General features: G+C 71.9%; 16 protein-coding genes. 9 read left to right on the top strand and 7 right to left on the bottom strand.

The window, feature by feature from the left end:
- The first annotated feature begins 76 nt into the window (after nucleotides 1-76).
- Nucleotides 77-658 carry a TetR/AcrR family transcriptional regulator gene (locus BMY74_RS05760; RefSeq protein ID WP_089910743.1) on the top strand — a complete coding sequence of 194 codons (582 nt, stop codon included), beginning with the start codon at nucleotides 77-79 and terminating at the stop codon, nucleotides 656-658.
- Here the strand turns inward: BMY74_RS05760 and BMY74_RS05755 are convergent.
- Nucleotides 646-1,236: a short chain dehydrogenase gene (locus BMY74_RS05755; protein WP_089910740.1), complete on the bottom strand. Its 591-nt coding sequence runs from the start codon at nucleotides 1,234-1,236 to the stop codon at nucleotides 646-648. The genes BMY74_RS05760 and BMY74_RS05755 overlap by 13 nt on opposite strands.
- Nucleotides 1,237-1,305: 69 nt before the next feature.
- On the opposite strand from BMY74_RS05755, the gene BMY74_RS05750 reads away from it, so the two are divergent.
- Nucleotides 1,306-2,172, top strand: coding sequence for a LysR family transcriptional regulator (locus BMY74_RS05750; protein WP_089912442.1), 867 nt, complete (start codon nucleotides 1,306-1,308; stop codon nucleotides 2,170-2,172).
- Here BMY74_RS05750 and BMY74_RS05745 read toward each other — a convergent pair.
- Nucleotides 2,120-3,727 carry a PucR family transcriptional regulator gene (locus BMY74_RS05745; RefSeq protein ID WP_089910737.1) on the bottom strand — a complete coding sequence of 536 codons (1,608 nt, stop codon included), beginning with the start codon at nucleotides 3,725-3,727 and terminating at the stop codon, nucleotides 2,120-2,122. The two genes, BMY74_RS05750 and BMY74_RS05745, sit on opposite strands and share 53 nt — an antisense overlap.
- Nucleotides 3,728-3,887: 160 nt before the next feature.
- On the opposite strand from BMY74_RS05745, the gene BMY74_RS05740 reads away from it, so the two are divergent.
- The 4 genes from BMY74_RS05740 (at nucleotide 3,888) to BMY74_RS05725 (ending at nucleotide 7,563) form a co-directional block, all read left to right on the top strand.
- Nucleotides 3,888-4,937, top strand: a complete 1,050-nt coding sequence (locus tag BMY74_RS05740) for an aldo/keto reductase (protein ID WP_089910734.1) — start codon at nucleotides 3,888-3,890, stop codon at nucleotides 4,935-4,937.
- A gap of 45 nt (nucleotides 4,938-4,982) precedes the next feature.
- Nucleotides 4,983-5,396 carry a DUF1761 domain-containing protein gene (locus BMY74_RS05735; protein ID WP_089910731.1) on the top strand — a complete coding sequence of 138 codons (414 nt, stop codon included), beginning with the start codon at nucleotides 4,983-4,985 and terminating at the stop codon, nucleotides 5,394-5,396.
- Nucleotides 5,397-5,426: 30 nt separating this feature from the next.
- Nucleotides 5,427-6,608 carry a winged helix DNA-binding domain-containing protein gene (locus BMY74_RS05730; RefSeq protein WP_089910727.1) on the top strand — a complete coding sequence of 394 codons (1,182 nt, stop codon included), beginning with the start codon at nucleotides 5,427-5,429 and terminating at the stop codon, nucleotides 6,606-6,608.
- Nucleotides 6,609-6,771: 163 nt separating this feature from the next.
- A complete protein-coding gene (locus tag BMY74_RS05725; RefSeq protein ID WP_218159529.1) occupies nucleotides 6,772-7,563 on the top strand; it encodes a hypothetical protein in 792 nt (263 codons plus the stop codon).
- An 81-nt stretch (nucleotides 7,564-7,644) separates the two neighbouring features.
- Here the strand turns inward: BMY74_RS05725 and BMY74_RS05720 are convergent, their stop codons facing one another.
- Nucleotides 7,645-8,247 (bottom strand): TetR/AcrR family transcriptional regulator, encoded by a 603-nt coding sequence (locus tag BMY74_RS05720; RefSeq protein WP_089910724.1) that lies wholly within the window; start codon nucleotides 8,245-8,247, stop codon nucleotides 7,645-7,647.
- 132 nt (nucleotides 8,248-8,379) lie between these two features.
- On the opposite strand from BMY74_RS05720, the gene BMY74_RS05715 reads away from it, so the two are divergent.
- Nucleotides 8,380-9,606: a glycosyltransferase gene (locus tag BMY74_RS05715; protein WP_143091457.1), complete on the top strand. Its 1,227-nt coding sequence runs from the start codon at nucleotides 8,380-8,382 to the stop codon at nucleotides 9,604-9,606.
- A gap of 35 nt (nucleotides 9,607-9,641) precedes the next feature.
- Here BMY74_RS05715 and BMY74_RS05710 read toward each other — a convergent pair whose 3' ends face one another.
- Nucleotides 9,642-10,817 carry an epoxide hydrolase family protein gene (locus tag BMY74_RS05710; RefSeq protein ID WP_089910717.1) on the bottom strand — a complete coding sequence of 392 codons (1,176 nt, stop codon included), beginning with the start codon at nucleotides 10,815-10,817 and terminating at the stop codon, nucleotides 9,642-9,644.
- Nucleotides 10,818-10,923: 106 nt separating this feature from the next.
- Here BMY74_RS05710 and BMY74_RS05705 point away from each other — a divergent pair, with 106 nt between their 5' ends.
- Together BMY74_RS05705 and BMY74_RS05700 are read left to right on the top strand one after the other, a co-directional pair.
- Nucleotides 10,924-11,553: a TetR/AcrR family transcriptional regulator gene (locus tag BMY74_RS05705; RefSeq protein WP_245785985.1), complete on the top strand. Its 630-nt coding sequence runs from the start codon at nucleotides 10,924-10,926 to the stop codon at nucleotides 11,551-11,553.
- Nucleotides 11,554-11,563: 10 nt separating this feature from the next.
- Nucleotides 11,564-11,956 (top strand): PPOX class F420-dependent oxidoreductase, encoded by a 393-nt coding sequence (locus BMY74_RS05700; RefSeq protein ID WP_089910714.1) that lies wholly within the window; start codon nucleotides 11,564-11,566, stop codon nucleotides 11,954-11,956.
- 57 nt (nucleotides 11,957-12,013) lie between these two features.
- On the opposite strand, the gene menC is transcribed toward BMY74_RS05700, so the two are convergent.
- Genes menC through BMY74_RS05685 form a run of 3 tightly spaced genes read right to left on the bottom strand, consistent with a single transcriptional unit; the run spans nucleotide 12,014 to nucleotide 14,978 of the window.
- The gene (gene menC / locus BMY74_RS05695) at nucleotides 12,014-13,117 is read right to left on the bottom strand and encodes an o-succinylbenzoate synthase (protein WP_089910711.1); all 1,104 of its coding nucleotides are present in this window, start codon (nucleotides 13,115-13,117) and stop codon (nucleotides 12,014-12,016) included.
- Nucleotides 13,114-13,917, bottom strand: a complete 804-nt coding sequence (locus BMY74_RS05690; protein ID WP_089910707.1) for a GNAT family N-acetyltransferase — start codon at nucleotides 13,915-13,917, stop codon at nucleotides 13,114-13,116. The genes menC and BMY74_RS05690 overlap by 4 nt, the downstream gene beginning before the upstream one ends.
- Entirely contained in the window at nucleotides 13,914-14,978 is a 1,065-nt protein-coding gene (locus BMY74_RS05685; RefSeq protein WP_177229595.1) for a M20 family metallopeptidase, read from the bottom strand. Before BMY74_RS05685 ends, BMY74_RS05690 begins: the two co-directional genes overlap by 4 nt.
- Between the last annotated feature and the right edge of the window lies 1 nt (nucleotide 14,979).

Raw genomic sequence — 14,979 nt, 5'->3', positions numbered from 1 at the left:
CCCTTCGTCCCCATAATTCTTGCGCGTTGTGCAAATTTGCGCAATGTGAAACTTACTCCGCCGCTAGGCTGAGTGCATGGAGACCCTCATCACGCTGCGTGAGCACAAGAAGGCGGCGACCCGGCGGTCGCTGGCCGCGGCGGCGTTGCGGCTCGCGATGGAACGCGGCCTCGACGGGGTGACGGTCGAGGAGATCGCGGACGAGGCAGGGGTGTCGCGCAGGACGTTCTCGAACTACTTCACCAGCAAGGAGGACGCGGTCGTCGACGCCGACCGCGAGCGGATCAGGGCGCTGGTCACGCTGGTCGGGGCCCGGCCGGCGGACGAGGGGCCGTGGGAGGCCCTGCGCGCGTCCACCGCCGAGCTGTACCGCGACCGGCCGATGCCGGACGTCGAGTGGATCGAGCAGTTGCGGCTGCTGCGCCGGCACCCGTCCCTGATCGCCCGGCAGGCGGGCGACCAGGTCGCGCTCGAACGCGACCTGACCGCCGTGCTGGTGCACCGCGAACCGGACGAGGAGATCGCCCGGCTCATGGCGGCGACGTTCCTCGTCACGGTGCGCACCGGCATCTCGCTGTGGCTGGAGGGCGGCGGCAAGCAGCAGCTGCCCGAGCTCGTGGACCGGTTGCTCGGCCGCGTGAGCGTTCAGGGCACGTAGACCTGCCCGGTCTGCCGTCCCTCGATCGACCGCACGTACGCCCGCACCACCTCGGCCAGCGGCACCGGCTTCATGCCGGGGAAGTAGTCGCCGTACACGTCGAGCGCCTCGGTGAAGACCGTAGGGCTGACGGCGTTGATCCGCTGCGGTGCGATCTCGATGGCGGCGGCCCGCACGAACGCCTCCACCGCGCCGTTGACCAGCGACGCGGCGGCGCCGGTGACGATCGGTTCGCGTGCCAGCACGCCCGTGATCAGCGTGAACGACTCCGTCACGTGCGCGAGGCCCTCCCGGACGAGGACGACCTGCGAGAGCACCTTGCCGGTCACGCCCGCCTGGTAGTCCTCGACCGTCAGGTCCCGCAGCGGCTTGAACGGCACGTGCCCCGCGGCCGACGCGACGGCGTCGACCTGCCCGACGGTCTGGTACAGCTCCGCGACCTGTGCCGGATCGGTCACGTCGAACTGGAGGTCGCCCCCGGTGCGGGAGACGGTCACGACGTCGTGCTTGCGCTCGACCAGTTCCTGGTGCACGGCGCTGCCCAGCGTGCCGGTCGCTCCTACGAGAAGAATCTTCATGCCACCGACGCTAGGTCGGCTCCGAAGAGGAGTGAAATGCCGTTCGTGCAGCACTTATGATCGGTGGTCATGAATGTCGAGCTGCGTCACCTGCGCGCCCTGGCCGCGATCGGCGACCACCGGTCGATCACGGCGGCCGCCCTCGCGCTGCACGTCACGCAGCCCGCGCTGTCCCGCACGCTCGACCAGCTCGAACGGCGCATCGGCGTGCGGCTGGTCGAACGCACGACCCGGCACGTGGCGCTGACCGAACCCGGCCGGCGGCTGTGGGAGCACAGCCACCGCATCCTCACCTCGCTCGACTCGGCGCTCGCCGAGGCCACCCGGCCCCAGCCGATCAGGCTCACGTTCGCCTGGGCCGCGCTCGGCCGGTTCACCATCCCGTTCCTGCGCGAGTGGCGGGCCGAACACCCGGACGTCCTGGTGCGCATCCGCCGCGCCGACGACCCGGAGGCGGCGCTGCGGCGCGGTGACGCCGACATCGCGGTCCTGCGCACCAGCCCCGCGCAGGCGGGCCTCGACCACCTGGCGCTGATCGAGGAACCGCGGGTCGCCGCCGTGGCGGACGACCACCCGCTCGCCGCCCGCGACGCCCTGGTGCTCGCCGACCTGGTGGGCGAGTGCGTCGCGGTGTGCGAGACCGCGGCGACGACCAGCGCCGACCTCTGGCCCTCCGGCGGACGGCCGCGCACCGTGGACGTGCCGGGCGTGGTCGAGTGGCTGACGTCGATCGCGACGGGAGCGACGGTCGGGGTCACGGCGGCCGGCACGAGCCACCACCACCCGCACCCCGGCGTGACCTACCTGCCGCTGACCGACGCCGAGCCGATCGTCGTGCACCTGGCGTGGCCCGCGGCGGCACCGCACCCGTCGACCGGGGCGTTCACCGCTCTGGCGCGGCGCCATCTGGCCGCCACAACCGAAGCTGGAGCATAGCCGCGAACCGCGCGTTCGGGTCGCCGAGATCGATCTCCCCGACCTCGGACAGCCGCCGCAGCCGGTACCGGAAGGTGTTGGGGTGCACGAAGACCGCGGCGGACGCGGCGGCCACGTCACCGAAGGCGTCGAGCCACGCGCCGAGCGTCTCGACCAGGCAGGCGTTGTGCCGGCGGTCGTACTCGATCAGCCGCGCGACCGGTCCGGTCAGCGTGTCGCCGCGTTCGGCGATCAGGTCCGAGAGCTCCAGCAGCAGTCCCTCGCTGTGCACGTCGGACACGCGCGCCACCGGCCGGGAGGCGCGCCCGGCCCGCAGCACCCGCAGCACCAGGTCGGCACCGGCGCGCGACCGCGAGAGCGTCAGGCCGTCGGACACCTCGCCGACACCGACGAGCACCTGGTTGCCGATGCGGTTGCGGAAGTCCGCGGCGATCCGCATCGCCCGGTCCTCGGACTCCGCGGGCAGGATCGCGTAGGCGACGTCCCCGATCAACGCGGCGGCGGCACGCGGGTGCACGGCCGTCAGGTGCATGGCGAACGCGTCCGCGACCTGCTGCCGTTCGGCCAGCAGACGGGCGTGCGCGGCCGGGTCGTCACCGTGCGAGTGGGCCAGGGCCAGCGCCAGCACGACGCACGCCTGGTCCGCCAAACCCAGGCGCCGCACCGCTTCCGCCGCTCCCGCGCCTCCTTCGACGGCGGTCGAGACGAGGTCCGCGCGCAGCCGGCGTTCGACGTCGGCGCCCGCGCGCTGCCGCATCATGTGCAACGCCACCAGCTTCGCCGCGTCGCGGAAGGCGGCGGTGCTGTCGGGGGACAGCGGTGAGTGCACGGCGGCCCAGATCGAGCCGAGGAACTCGTCGCCCGCCCGCACCGCCACGGCGACACGCGGCAGGCAGAACGACCCGTCGTCGGCGGGCAGCTCCTCGATGGTGACGGGCTCGTCGCTGCGGTAGAGCTGCTGGAACACCCCGCGCGCCTCCAGCAGCTGCGAGTACCGCGCGGGGACCTGCCTGCCGAGGATCGTCTCGACGCGCGACGGGTCCGCCTCGTCCTGGCGCCCCGAGAACGCGAGCACGCGCGAGCTGCGGTCCTCGATCGTCACCGGGGCGCTGATCAGCGATGCCACCGCGTTGGCCAGCGCGAACAGGTCACCGGCCGGCACCCCGCCGAAGGTCTCGGACGGGTCCACCTCGCCTTCGGCGAGCAGGGAGCGCAACATCGCGGCGAGCTGCGTCCACGACGCCCCCGGCGCCAGGCCGAGCAACACGACGCCGGAGCGGTCCACGGCCGCGGCCAGCGCGTCGGTGACCACGACCGGCCCGCGCACGACGAGCGCGACCGCGCCCTCCTCACCGAGCGCGCCGAGAACCTCCGCCGGGTCCCGCACACCGACGCCCAGCACCAACGCGGACGGCGGCAGCACCTGGTCGTCGTCCGGGTCGTGGATCACGACACCGCCGACACCGGCGGACCTGCCCGGGTCACCGCGCACGAGGTCGATCAGCGTGGTGCCCAGGTCGTCCAGGACGCGGGTGAGGCCTGTTCGCGGGCTCATCCCACCACTGTGCCAACCGTCTACAGAGGAACCCAAGCGGTCTGCGCCAATTGGAACGTACAGGCACCTCCGCGATGGCCACGCGGCAGTAGCGGACGTTCCCTGTCCTCTTCTGGTGACATCGTCCTTCTCGACGTCACCCGGCACAGCAGGAGAACACATGCGCACCCGCCCACTCGGACGCACCGGCATCCAGGTCAGCCCCTACGTCCTGGGCACGATGATGTTCGGCCCGTACGGCAACCCCGACCCCGACGCCTGCGTCCGCATCGTGCACCGCGCCCTCGACGCGGGCATCAACACGATCGACACCGCGGACGTCTACGGCGACGGCGAATCGGAGAGGATCGTCGGCAAAGCCCTGCGTGGCCGCCGGGACGACGTCGTGCTCGCCACGAAGTTCAACGGCCCCATGGGTTCCGACGTCAACCAGCGCGGCAGCTCCCGCCGCTGGATCGTCGCCGCCGTCGAAGGGTCGCTGCGCCGCCTCGGGGTCGACCACATCGACCTCTACCAGGCCCACCACCCCGAACCCGGCACCGACGTCGAGGAGACGCTCGCCGCGCTGACCGACCTGCTCCGCGCCGGCAAGATCCGGGCCATCGGTCACTCCAACCTGCCGGCGTCGGACATCGTCGAGGCCCAGTGGGTGGCCGAGCGGCGGGGGCTTGCCCGCTTCCGCACGGAGCAGCCGCACTACTCCATCCTCAACCGCGAGATCGAACGCGAGATCCTCCCGGTCTGCGAGCGTCACGGGCTCGGTGTCCTGGTGTGGAGCCCGCTCGCGATGGGCCTGCTCGCGGGCCGCCTGCGCAGGGGTAGCGCCGAAACCGCCTCGGCCGGACGCCTGCACTGGGCCCGCCGGCACATGACCGACGAGCGCAAGCTCGACGCCGTCGAAGCGCTCGCCCAGGTCGCCGGCCAGGCCGGGATCTCGTTGCCGCACCTCGCGCTGGCGTTCGTGACCGGCCACCCCGCGGTCACCTCCGCGATCATCGGCCCCCGCACCCCCGACCAGCTCGACGACCTCGTCGCGGGAGCGGACACGCTGCTCGGCGACGACGTGCTCGACCGCATCGACGAGATCGTGCCGCCGGGCACCGACGTCGGGCCGGTCGACGTGGCCTACGCGCCGCCGTCGATCACCCAGCCCGGTCTCCGGCGGCGCACGGCCGACACCCGCGCGGCACGGCAACTGTCCACGCAGTGACGCCCTGAAGCCTTACAGCACAACAAAAACAGAAGGACGAGAACCATGTTCGCCGTTGTGTCCGAGATCAACTGGATCGCCGTGGCCGTGTCCACGGTCGTGCTCGCCGGCCTGGGCGCCGTGTACTTCATGTTCGTGATCCCGCGGCAGTACGCCAGTGCCCTCGGCCGTGAAGGTGCGCCGGCCCCCGAGCGTCGCACCATCGACGGGATCGGCCCGCTGCTGTGCACTCTGGTCAACGTGCTGACCAGCGGGCTGCTGTTCGCCGCGTTGCGCATCACGTCCGTGGGTGACGCGCTGACGTTCGGCGTGGTCGTCGGTGTCGGGTACCTCGCCGCGATGACCTTCACCATCGCGATCAACCCGAACTTCCCGCATCCGCTGCGCTACGGCCTGCTCAACGCTCCTTACTTCGTCGTCGGCAGCGTTCTCACCGGTCTCGCCCTGGTGCTGATCTGACGCCGACCTTCAGTGACAACGGGAGTACAGATGCCACCGAAGATCGGTGTCGAGCAGCGCCGGGCACGCCTGGGTGTCCGCCACCACCTGGCCACGTCTGCCGCCACGGTCGGCGACGCTGTCGCGGGTGTCGTCGCCCTGCACGCCACCGACCCCGCGACGGTGCACCTCAGCGCGGCTGCCCGGCTCGGCCGGCCGGCGGTCGCGGAGGTCGAACGCGCGCTGTACGAGGAGCGCACGGTTCTTCGGCTGCTCGGCATGCGCCGCACGGTGTTCGTCACGGACCTGGAGACCGCGGCACTGGTGCAGCACGGTTGTTCCGAGGACGTCGCCGCGAAGCAGCGGCGGCTGCTGGTGCAGCAGCTCGCGCGGCAGGGACACCCGGACGACGTCCCGGAGCCGGAGAAGTGGCTCGCCGAGGTCGAAAGAGCGACAGAAGGCGTGCTGCGCGGCCTCGGTTCGGCGACGGCACAGCAGCTGAGCGCCGCGGAGCCACGGCTGCGCCAGCAGCTGAAGTTGTTCCCCGGCAAGCCTTACGAGGCGACCAGCTACGTCACCAGCCGGGTGTTGTTCCAGCTGGCCGCGGAGGGCCGGATCGTCCGCGGCCGGCCGCGCGGCACCTGGCTGAGCACGCAGTACGTCTGGCACGCCCTGCGGGACTGGATCCCGGACGGGCTGAGGCCGTGGGAACCCGACGCGGCGCGAGTGGAGCTCGCGCGGTCGTGGCTGCGCGCGTACGGGCCGGCACCGGTGTCGGACCTGCGCTGGTGGACGGGGTGGACGGTCGGCCGGACGAGGAAGGCCCTGGCCGGGCTCGCGACGGTGGAGGTCGACCTGGCGGGCGTCGCGGGCGTGGTGCTGCAGGACGACGTGGAACCGGTGTCCACACCGGAGCCGTGGGCGGCATTGCTGCCGAGCATGGACCCGACACCGATGGGCTGGCAGGACCGCGACTGGTTCCTCGGCGAGCACAAGGCGGCGTTGTTCGATCGCGCGGGCAACGTGGGACCGACGGTCTGGGCGAACGGCCGCGTCGTCGGTGGCTGGGCCCAGCGTTCGACCGGCGAGGTGGTGTACCGGTTGCTGGAGGAGGTCTCGGCGGAGGAGCAGGAGCGGGTGGACGAGGCCGCGGAGCGCTGCTCGACGTGGTTGGGCGGGGTTGGGGTGGTACCGCGGATGCGCACGCCGCTCGAGCGCGAACTGGCGGGGTGACGGTCACTCCGTTGTCCGCGCGCCTGGGAAGGATCGGTTCCGGACCGGCTGCTCCTGTCCGAGACCTGGTGACCACCTCGCTCGTCGTGCAGGTCGCGCGCGGCACCACCACGATTGAGGTGAGGTGCTGCCGGGCGGCTCGCGAAGCGGGAGGAAGATCGTGGTGTCGACTGCGGGACTGGGTGGGCGCACAGGGCTGGTGTGGCGGGTCGTGCTGGTCGTGCTGGCGCTGGGGCAGGTCGTGAGCCCGTTGCTGGTGTCGGCACTCGGTGGGGGAGCGTTCACGACCTCCGACCGTGCCGGTGAGCCACCGATCGTGCCGGCGGGCTACGCGTTCTCGATCTGGGGCCTGGTCGAGGTCCTGTGCCTCGCGTACGCGGTCTGGGCCCTGGTGACCCGGTCTCCGGGACAGCAGCTCCGCGATCGGCTGGCACGGCCGCTGTCCGTGGTGTTCGCCGGCTTCACCGCGTGGCTCGTCGCGGCGGAGGTGGAGCCCGTGTGGTCGACGGTGGCCGTGTTCGTCGTGATGCTGATCGGGTTGCTCACAGCGTTGAACATCGCGGTACGCCATCGTGCCGAGATCACGGGGTGGCACCGGGCCCCACGAGCGCTGCTGTGGTCGATGCTGGGCGTCTACACCGGCTGGAGCAGCGTGGCCATCTGGGTCAACCTCACCACCGCGCTCACCGAGAGCGGAGCGCCGATCGACGGTCCCGCCGGTGTGACCGGGCAGATCGCGATCCTCGCGGGTGCGACCGCGACCGCCGTGGCGTTGCTGTGGCGCACGTCCGGCCTGCTGTCCTACGGTCTCGCGGTCGTCTGGGCACTCGTCGCGGTGGTGATCGCCACCGCGGACGCGCAGCAGCCGGTGCTCTCGGTCATCGCGGCCGCGGCGCTGCTGCTCGTGGCGGCGGCCACCACGTGGTTCCGGCTGCGGAGGCCGGTCGTCGCATGACCTGACTGCTCGGCGGGCGACGATGCCTGCTTCGTCCTCCTCCCGCGCACCGCCGTGCCCGGGAATCGGAAGCGAGGCCGGTCAGCTCGGGGCGACGCCGCGGTGCACGAGGTCGATCAAGGAGTCCAGCCAGGGGCCCGTGGGGTCGTCGTGTTCCAGGAGCACTCGGTGCAACAGGGCGCCGACCAGCGTGAAGATGACCTGTCGCGGGTCGGCGTCCTCGCGCCACTCACCGCGAGCGCGAGCTCGTTCGACCAAGGTGAGCACCTGTGTCGTCTGCTCGGAGAGCCGGTGGGCGGCGAGAGCGGCGATGTCGCTCGCGGCGCCGGAGCTGATCGCGGCTCGCGCCAGTGCGGTGCCTTCGGCCTGGGACAGGAGTTCGGCGATGGGGGTGACGAGGGCGTGGAGGTCGCCGCGCAGGCTGCCGGTGTCGGGGCTGTCGGCGAAGTCGGTGCGCAGCCCGTCCATGGCGGCCGCCACCAGTGCCTCCTTGGTGGGCCAGCGCCGGTAGACGCTGGTCTTGTTCACCTCGGCGCGCCGTGCCACCCGGTCGACGCTCAGCCCTTCGAACCCGGTCTCGGCGAGTTCGGCGCGCACGGCCGTGAGGATCGCCGCCACCACGGACGCGCCACGAGGGCGGCCGGCGTCACGCCGTCGTGGAGCGCCGGGATCGCCGCTGCTCATGTCGTGCTCCGATTCGGCCGTGCTGCTCGTCGCTGATCAGTATCCCGCAGCCGCCCACATTGCAACTCGCAGTTGCGAACGAGTCGACGGACGCGGTTATTATTGCAACAACAAGTTGCAATGGAGGACGTCGTGCAGATCTGTGTCGTCGCTGTCGACACCCGAGGTGGTGTCCAGCCCTATGCGGCTCTCGCGCTCGGTTTGACGCGAGCGGGCCACGCGGTGCGGGTCGTGGCACCGGAGGACTTCACCGGCTGGCTGACCGGCATGGGACTGGACGCCGCGCCGCTGACCGGACGGATGGACGAGGCCGCGCGTGCCGCGGCCGAGATGGACTTCTCCGGTGGCGTGGTGCCCAGGGGGATGCGCGCGCGACTCGTCGAGCAGTCGGTCGTGCAGGCCCGTGAGCTGCTCGGCCACGCCGAGGGCAGTGACGTCCTGATGGGCGGGATCGGGGGAGCCGTGCTGGGGCAGGACGTGGCCGAGCGGCTCGGTGTGCCGTTCGTGCACGCGCACCTGCACCCGGTGGGGCTGGTGTCCTCCGCGCTGCCCGGCGTGCTGACGCCGTGGATGCCCGCCTGGACGGGCAGAGCGGGCAACCTGGTCGGTTCCGCGATCACCGAGGCCGCGCTCACCATGCCGTTCCGCGCTGTGTCCCGCGCCGTGCGCACCGAGGTCCTCGGCCTTCCCCGGCGCCGGCCTCGTCCGGAGCTCGGGTCACCCCCGCTCTACGGGTTCAGCCGGCACCTGGTGTCCGCGCCCGCGGACTGGAACGTCACCGGCTACTGGTTCCTGCCCGAGGACCCCGGCTGGACCCCGCCGGAGGAGCTCGAGCGGTTCCTGGCCGAGGGCGAGCCCGCCGTGTGCATCGGCTTCGGCAGCATGGTGGGCGCGGACCCCGCGGCGACCGCCCGGCTGGTGACCGGGGCGGTCCGCCGGGCGGGGGTGCGTGCCGTCCTGCTCACCGGATGGGGCGGCATGCAGGACGTCGCCGACGGCGACGACGTGCTCGTCGTCGACCAGGTACCGCATTCGTGGCTGTTCCCGAGAGTCGCGGCGGTGGTGCACCACGGCGGTGCCGGCACCACGGCGGCAGCCGCACGCGCCGGCGTCCCCTCCGTCGTGGTGCCACATGGAGTCGACCAGCCGTTCTGGGGCAACAGGATCGCCGCGCTCGGCGTCGGTCCGCGTCCACTGCCTCGGTCGGCGCTGTCCGAGCAGTCGCTGGCCACCGCACTGCAGACCACTCTCACGGACCGCGGCATGCGCGAGCGCGCCGCTGCGCTGGGTGGTCGGATCACCGCCGAGGACGGCATCGCCACCGCGGTCGAGATCGTCGGCCGAGCATCCGGGCCGTGACCTCGTGCAGGCCGATCATGTCCTCTGTGGACACATCACGACCGGGAACTCCGCAGTGAGCGGAAGGTCTTCCGGATCTCCTCGGTGAGGACCTCCGGTTGCTCGAGCGCGGCGAAGTGACCGCCGCGGTCGAGCTGGGCGTAGTGCAGCACGCTCTCGTAGCGGCGTTCGAGCCAACGCCGGGAGGCCTGCACGGCCTCGCCGGGGAAGATGCTGAACCCGGCGGGCACGGGGTTCGGCTGCGAGGCCGGCACGGCGCCGCCGAAGTCCTCCTCCCAGTACAGCCGGGCGGAGGACGCCGCAGCGTTGGGCAGCCAGTAGAGCATCACGTCGTCGAGGATGTCGTCGCGGTCGAGGACGGTCTCGGGGTCGCCACCGCTGTCGGTGACGTCCTGGAAGAGCGTGTAGATCCAGGCGGCGAGCCCGGCCGGCGAGTCCGCGAGCGAGTACCCGATCGTCTGCGGCCGGGTCGCCTGCTCGCGGGCGTACGCGCTCTGCCGGTCCTGGTAGTGCTGGGCGCGAGCGATCATCTGTCGCTCTTCCGCGGTCGCCTCGTTCCGTTCCTGCGCGGTGGGGAACACCAGTGGCAGGTTGAAGTGCGCGCCCAGGCACGACTCGGGCGCCCTGCGGGTGATCTGCTCCACGACGGCGGCGCCCCAGTCGCCGCCCTGGGCGAAGAAGCTCCCGTAGCCCAGGCGGCGCATGAGGGTGATCCACGCGTCGGCGATGCGCGCGGTGTTCCAGCCGGTCGAGGCCGGCTTGCCGGAGAAGCCGAAGCCCGGCATCGAGGGGATCACCACGTGGAACGCGTCGCGGGCGTCGCCGCCGTGTGCGGCCGGATCCGTCAGCGGGCCCGCCAGGCGGCGGAACTCGAGGATCGAGCCGGGCCAGCCGTGGCACAGCAGCAGGGGAACCGCGTGCGGCTCGGCGGACCTGACGTGCAGGAAGTGGACGTCGATCCCGTCGATCGCGGTGCGGAACGAGCCGAGGGCGTTGATGTCCCGCTCGGCGCGCCGCCAGTCGTACCCGGTGGCCCAGTGCGCGCACAGGTCCCGGATCCGGTCGAGCCGCGGCCCCTGGCGGCTGTCGGGGACGGTCTCGCGGTCCGGCCACCGGGTCGCGGCCAGGCGGTTGCGCAGGTCCACCAGATCGGCGTCGGGCACGGAGATCGGGAACGGTTCCACCGCGTCGTGGGCAGGCGTGAAGGACACAGGAGTGCTCCGTGGGATCAGGGGAGGGACGGCATGATCGTAGGCAGAAGTGGAAGAGTTCTTCAACTTGGAATTTCTCTTCCACTTGACTACGGTCGTGTCCGTGATGGACGCCTCTCCTCCTCTGCGCCGCGACGCCGAGCGCAACCGCCAGCTGTTGCTGCGCACCGCCGGTGAGCTCATGGCCTCACAAGGGCTGGACGTCTCCTACGAGGACATCGCTCGGGCCGCGGGCACCGGGATGGGCACGGTGTACCGCCGCTTCCCCGAGCGGCAGGACCTGCTGAACGCCCTGTTCAGCGAGCACATCGACACCGTCACGGACCTCGCCGTGCAGGCCTCGCGGTACGACGACGCGTGGGCCGGGCTCGCCTGGTTCCTCGAACGGCAGCTCGAGATCGAGGCGCAGAGCCGAGGACTGGGGGAGTTGCTCCGAAGCCGCCACCAGGCCAGCGAACTGGTGCAACGGGCGCACGAGCAGATGACGCCACTGGTCGCCGGCCTCGTCGACCGGGCAGTTCGGGCAGGACAGCTGCCGGCCGGGGCGACGCCCTCGGACTTCGCCGCGGTGCACGTGATGGTGGGCAGCGTCATGGACGCCTCCCGCGAGCACGCTCCGCAGCTGTGGCGCCGTGCGCTGCGGATCGCCCTGACGGGCCTGCGCCACGCCGACCTGTCCGGCGACCAGCCGGACGAGACGGTCATCGACCACCTGTACAACGACCAGACGAAGTGAAGGACCACCCATGACGGCTCTGTCCGACGACCTGATCGACGTCCTCAACGCGAAGGCCATCTGCTTCGTGTCCACGCTCATGCCGGACGGGTCGCCGCAGATCTCCCAGACCTGGGCGGGCACCGACGGCGTGCACGTGCTCGTCAACACGGTCGACACCCACCAGAAGACCCGCAACGTCCGCCGCGACCAGCGGGTCGCCCTCGGCATCGCCGACCCCGCCGCTCCCTCCCGCTACTGGGCCCTGCGCGGCAGCGTCGTGGACATCACCGAGGACGGCGCTCGCGAGCACATCGACGAGTTGTCCGAGAAGTACCTCGGCCGGCCCTATCCCGGGTTCGGCGGCGGTGCGCAGCAGCGGGTCGTGCTCACCATCGAGGTCGACCGCGTGCACACGCCCTGACGTGAGCCGGGCGGCGCCGGCCTGCGGGAGTGGTACTTCCGCAGGCCGGCGCGGCTGTCACGCCAGCGGAATCCACTCCGTCTTCACCGTGACCTCCTCCAACGCCTCCGGCAGCGGCGTCACGCCGAGTCCGGGCCCTGCCGGCACGGTCAGGTGGCCGTCGTCGAGCACGAAAGGCTCGGTGACGTCGAGCTTGTAGTAGCGGTCGGACGCCGAGGTGTCGCCGGGCAGCGTGCAGCCGGGCAACGCCGCCAGCGCCACGTTCGCCGCCCTGCCGATGCCGGTCTCGAGCATCCCGCCGCACCAGGCCGCGATGTTGTTCGCGGCGCAGACGTCGTGGATGCGCCGCGCCTCCAGGTACCCGCCGACCCTGCCGGGCTTGATGTTGACGATCTGGCACGCGCCGAGCCTGATCGCGTCCGCGGCCGAGGACGCCGAGGTGATCGACTCGTCCAGGCAGATCGGCGTCTGGACGACCTTCGCGAGCTCGGCGTGGGCGAGCAGTTCCTCCTCGTCCAGCGGCTGTTCGATCAGCAGCAGGTCGAACGGGTCGAGCCTCGCCAGGTGCCGTGCGTCGGCGAGCGCGTAGGCGGTGTTCGCGTCGACCTGCAGCAGCACCTCGTCACCGAACCGCTCGCGCACGGCCCGCACGGGCTCGACGTCCCAGCCCGGCTCGATCTTCAGCTTGATCCGCACGTACCCCTCGCCGAGGTAGCCGCCGACGGCGTCCAGCAGCTCCGGGATCGAGTTCATGATCCCGACCGACACCCCGCACGGCACCCGGTCGCGCGTGGCGCCGAGCTCACGGCCGAACGACACGCCACGCGCGCGCAGTTCGGCGTCGAGCACCGCCATCTCCAGTGCCGCCTTGGCCATCCGGTGGCCGTAGTACTTCTTCAGCCGCGGCACCACGGAGATGCCGTCGACCTCACCCGTCAGCGCGGGCACGAGGTAGCGCCGCAGCACGTCCGCGCAGCCCTCCTGGTACTCCGAGGAGTACACCGGCTCGGACATCGCGACGCACTCGCCCCAGCCCTCGCCCTCGTCCGCGACCGCCCGCAGCAGCAACAGCTGCCGCACGGTCTGGGTGCCGAAGGAGGTGCGGAACGGCGACCTCAGCGGCATCTCGACCCAGCGGAGCTCGACCCCGTCCAGTTTCACGAACCGTTCCTCTCCACGACGTACCAGCCCGACCTGTCGAACCCGGTGATGCGGGCGCCCTCGGCGAGCAGCCCGCCGAGCACGTCCCGCACCGCGTGACGCCATTCGTGCGCCGCGGCCGGGTTCGTGGCCCGCAGCGTCTCGACGTCCGGTGGGACGGCGACCAGCACCGTGCCGCCCGACGACGTCCCGCGCACCGGCAGGCCGTCGTCGGAGATCCCGAGCCCGACCACGCCCGTCGCGCTGACGGTCCGCGGCCGCCCGGCGCACGCGGCGACGACCTCCGGGGCGTCGACGCGCCAGCTGACCAGCAGCCGGTCGGTCTCGCCGCCGCCGTTGATGTCGTCGTGCATGGAGCCGTAGAAGTCGGGCAGGTACTCGGTCGCGCCGGCGGCGAGCTTCACCAGGTTGAAGTAGGCGTTGCGGCGCACCAGCGGGTCGAACGTCCAGGTGACCTCGGTGAGACCGCGTTCGAGCGCCCACGTCCGCTGGTCGAGCTTCAGCGCGTAGCCGACGTTGCGCCCGCGCATGCCCGCGGCCACCCCGGCGATGTGGCTGTGCAGCGCGCCGGCGGCGGGCGGTGAGCAGAACCCGATGCAGGCGCCCACCAGCTCGTCGCCGTCGAACGCGCCCGCCACGTAGCTGCCCGCCTTGGTCATGGCGCGCAGCAGCTCGGCGGTGACCGGGGGAGTGCCGCCGTCCGTCGGCCGCCAGATCGACTCGTACAACCGTTGCGTGGCCAGCAGTTCCGAGATCTCGGTGAGCTGCCGGACCACCACGTTCTGCGCCACCAGCGTCATGTCAGCTCCCTCACGAGCGCCGCGAGCAGCTCGGTGCGCGGGACGAGTTCCGACACCAGCACGTGCTCGCTCTCGGCGTGCGCTCCTCCGCCGACGGCACCGAGGCCGTCGAGCGTCGGAACGCCGACGCCCGCGGTGAAGTTGCCGTCCGACGCCCCGCCGACCGCCGCCTGCGTGAGCCCCGGCAGCAGCCCGGACGCCAGGTCGAACAGCGCGCTGGAGGCGGACAGCTCCAGCGGAGCCCGGTTGGGGCCGCCGGTCACCTCGACCTTCGACCCGTCCAGCACGGGCCGCAGGGCCTTGATGTCCTCGTCGACGCGGAGCTGTTCGGCGGTGGTCCGCACACGCACGTCCACCATGAACCTCCCTTGTGCGGGAACGGTGTTCGTCGTCGTGCCGGAGGAGAGCACGGTCGGCACGACGGTGGTCCCGGTGCCGGCGTCGGCCAGTCGCGCGACGGCCAGGACCTGGTGCGCCGCCTCGATCGTGGCGTTCACCCCGCGTTCGGGTTCCAGGCCGGCGTGCGAGGCGCGGCCGTGCAGCGTCACCTCGTACATCGACGTGCCCTTGCGTTCGGTCTTGAGCGCGCCCCCGTCGGCCGAGCCCTCGGTGACGAGGACGGCCGCGTGCTCCACGGCCTCGGACTCGATCAGCCCGCGCGACGACGGCGAGCCGATCTCCTCGTCGCCGGTGATCAGAACCGTGACGCCGTCGGGAGAACCGAGCGCGGCGACGGCGTGGAAGATCATCGCGACGCCGGTCTTCATGTCGAAGCAGCCCGGCCCGCGCAGCACGCCGTCCTCGACGCCGAACGGGATCCGTTCCAGCGTCCCGATCGGCCACACCGTGTCGTGGTGGCCGAGCAGCAACACCTTGCGGGGTCCGGATCCGAGCCGCCACCGCAGGTGCGTGCGGCCGTCGAGCACGATCCGCTCGGGTTCCGCGCCGAGCAGCGCGGACCCCACCTCGGCGGTGACCTCGGCGCTGCGGGCGACCGCGGCCAGGTCGGTGGACGGCGACTCGCAGGACACGAGCCGCCCGATGTCGTCGATCAGGTTCATC

The sequence above is a fragment of the Lentzea albida genome, assembly GCF_900111005.1.
Lineage (GTDB): Bacteria > Actinomycetota > Actinomycetes > Mycobacteriales > Pseudonocardiaceae > Lentzea > Lentzea albida.
The sequence above is the reverse complement of the archived record's forward strand: the minus strand, read 5'-3'. Positions and strand labels throughout refer to the sequence as shown.

What these genes read in the sequence shown, in the direction of transcription:
- BMY74_RS05690 (WP_089910707.1), bottom strand. Translation starts at nt 13,917, where the DNA reads ATGACGCTGGTGGCGCAGAACGTGGTGGTCCGGCAGCTCACCGAGATC.
- BMY74_RS05740 (WP_089910734.1), top strand. Translation starts at nt 3,888, where the DNA reads ATGCGCACCCGCCCACTCGGACGCACCGGCATCCAGGTCAGCCCCTAC.
- BMY74_RS05685 (WP_177229595.1), bottom strand. Translation starts at nt 14,978, where the DNA reads ATGAACCTGATCGACGACATCGGGCGGCTCGTGTCCTGCGAGTCGCCG.
- BMY74_RS05750 (WP_089912442.1), top strand. Translation starts at nt 1,306, where the DNA reads ATGAATGTCGAGCTGCGTCACCTGCGCGCCCTGGCCGCGATCGGCGAC.
- BMY74_RS05760 (WP_089910743.1), top strand. Translation starts at nt 77, where the DNA reads ATGGAGACCCTCATCACGCTGCGTGAGCACAAGAAGGCGGCGACCCGG.
- BMY74_RS05700 (WP_089910714.1), top strand. Translation starts at nt 11,564, where the DNA reads ATGACGGCTCTGTCCGACGACCTGATCGACGTCCTCAACGCGAAGGCC.
- BMY74_RS05720 (WP_089910724.1), bottom strand. Translation starts at nt 8,247, where the DNA reads ATGAGCAGCGGCGATCCCGGCGCTCCACGACGGCGTGACGCCGGCCGC.
- BMY74_RS05730 (WP_089910727.1), top strand. Translation starts at nt 5,427, where the DNA reads ATGCCACCGAAGATCGGTGTCGAGCAGCGCCGGGCACGCCTGGGTGTC.
- BMY74_RS05745 (WP_089910737.1), bottom strand. Translation starts at nt 3,727, where the DNA reads ATGAGCCCGCGAACAGGCCTCACCCGCGTCCTGGACGACCTGGGCACC.
- BMY74_RS05735 (WP_089910731.1), top strand. Translation starts at nt 4,983, where the DNA reads ATGTTCGCCGTTGTGTCCGAGATCAACTGGATCGCCGTGGCCGTGTCC.
- BMY74_RS05705 (WP_245785985.1), top strand. Translation starts at nt 10,924, where the DNA reads ATGGACGCCTCTCCTCCTCTGCGCCGCGACGCCGAGCGCAACCGCCAG.
- BMY74_RS05755 (WP_089910740.1), bottom strand. Translation starts at nt 1,236, where the DNA reads ATGAAGATTCTTCTCGTAGGAGCGACCGGCACGCTGGGCAGCGCCGTG.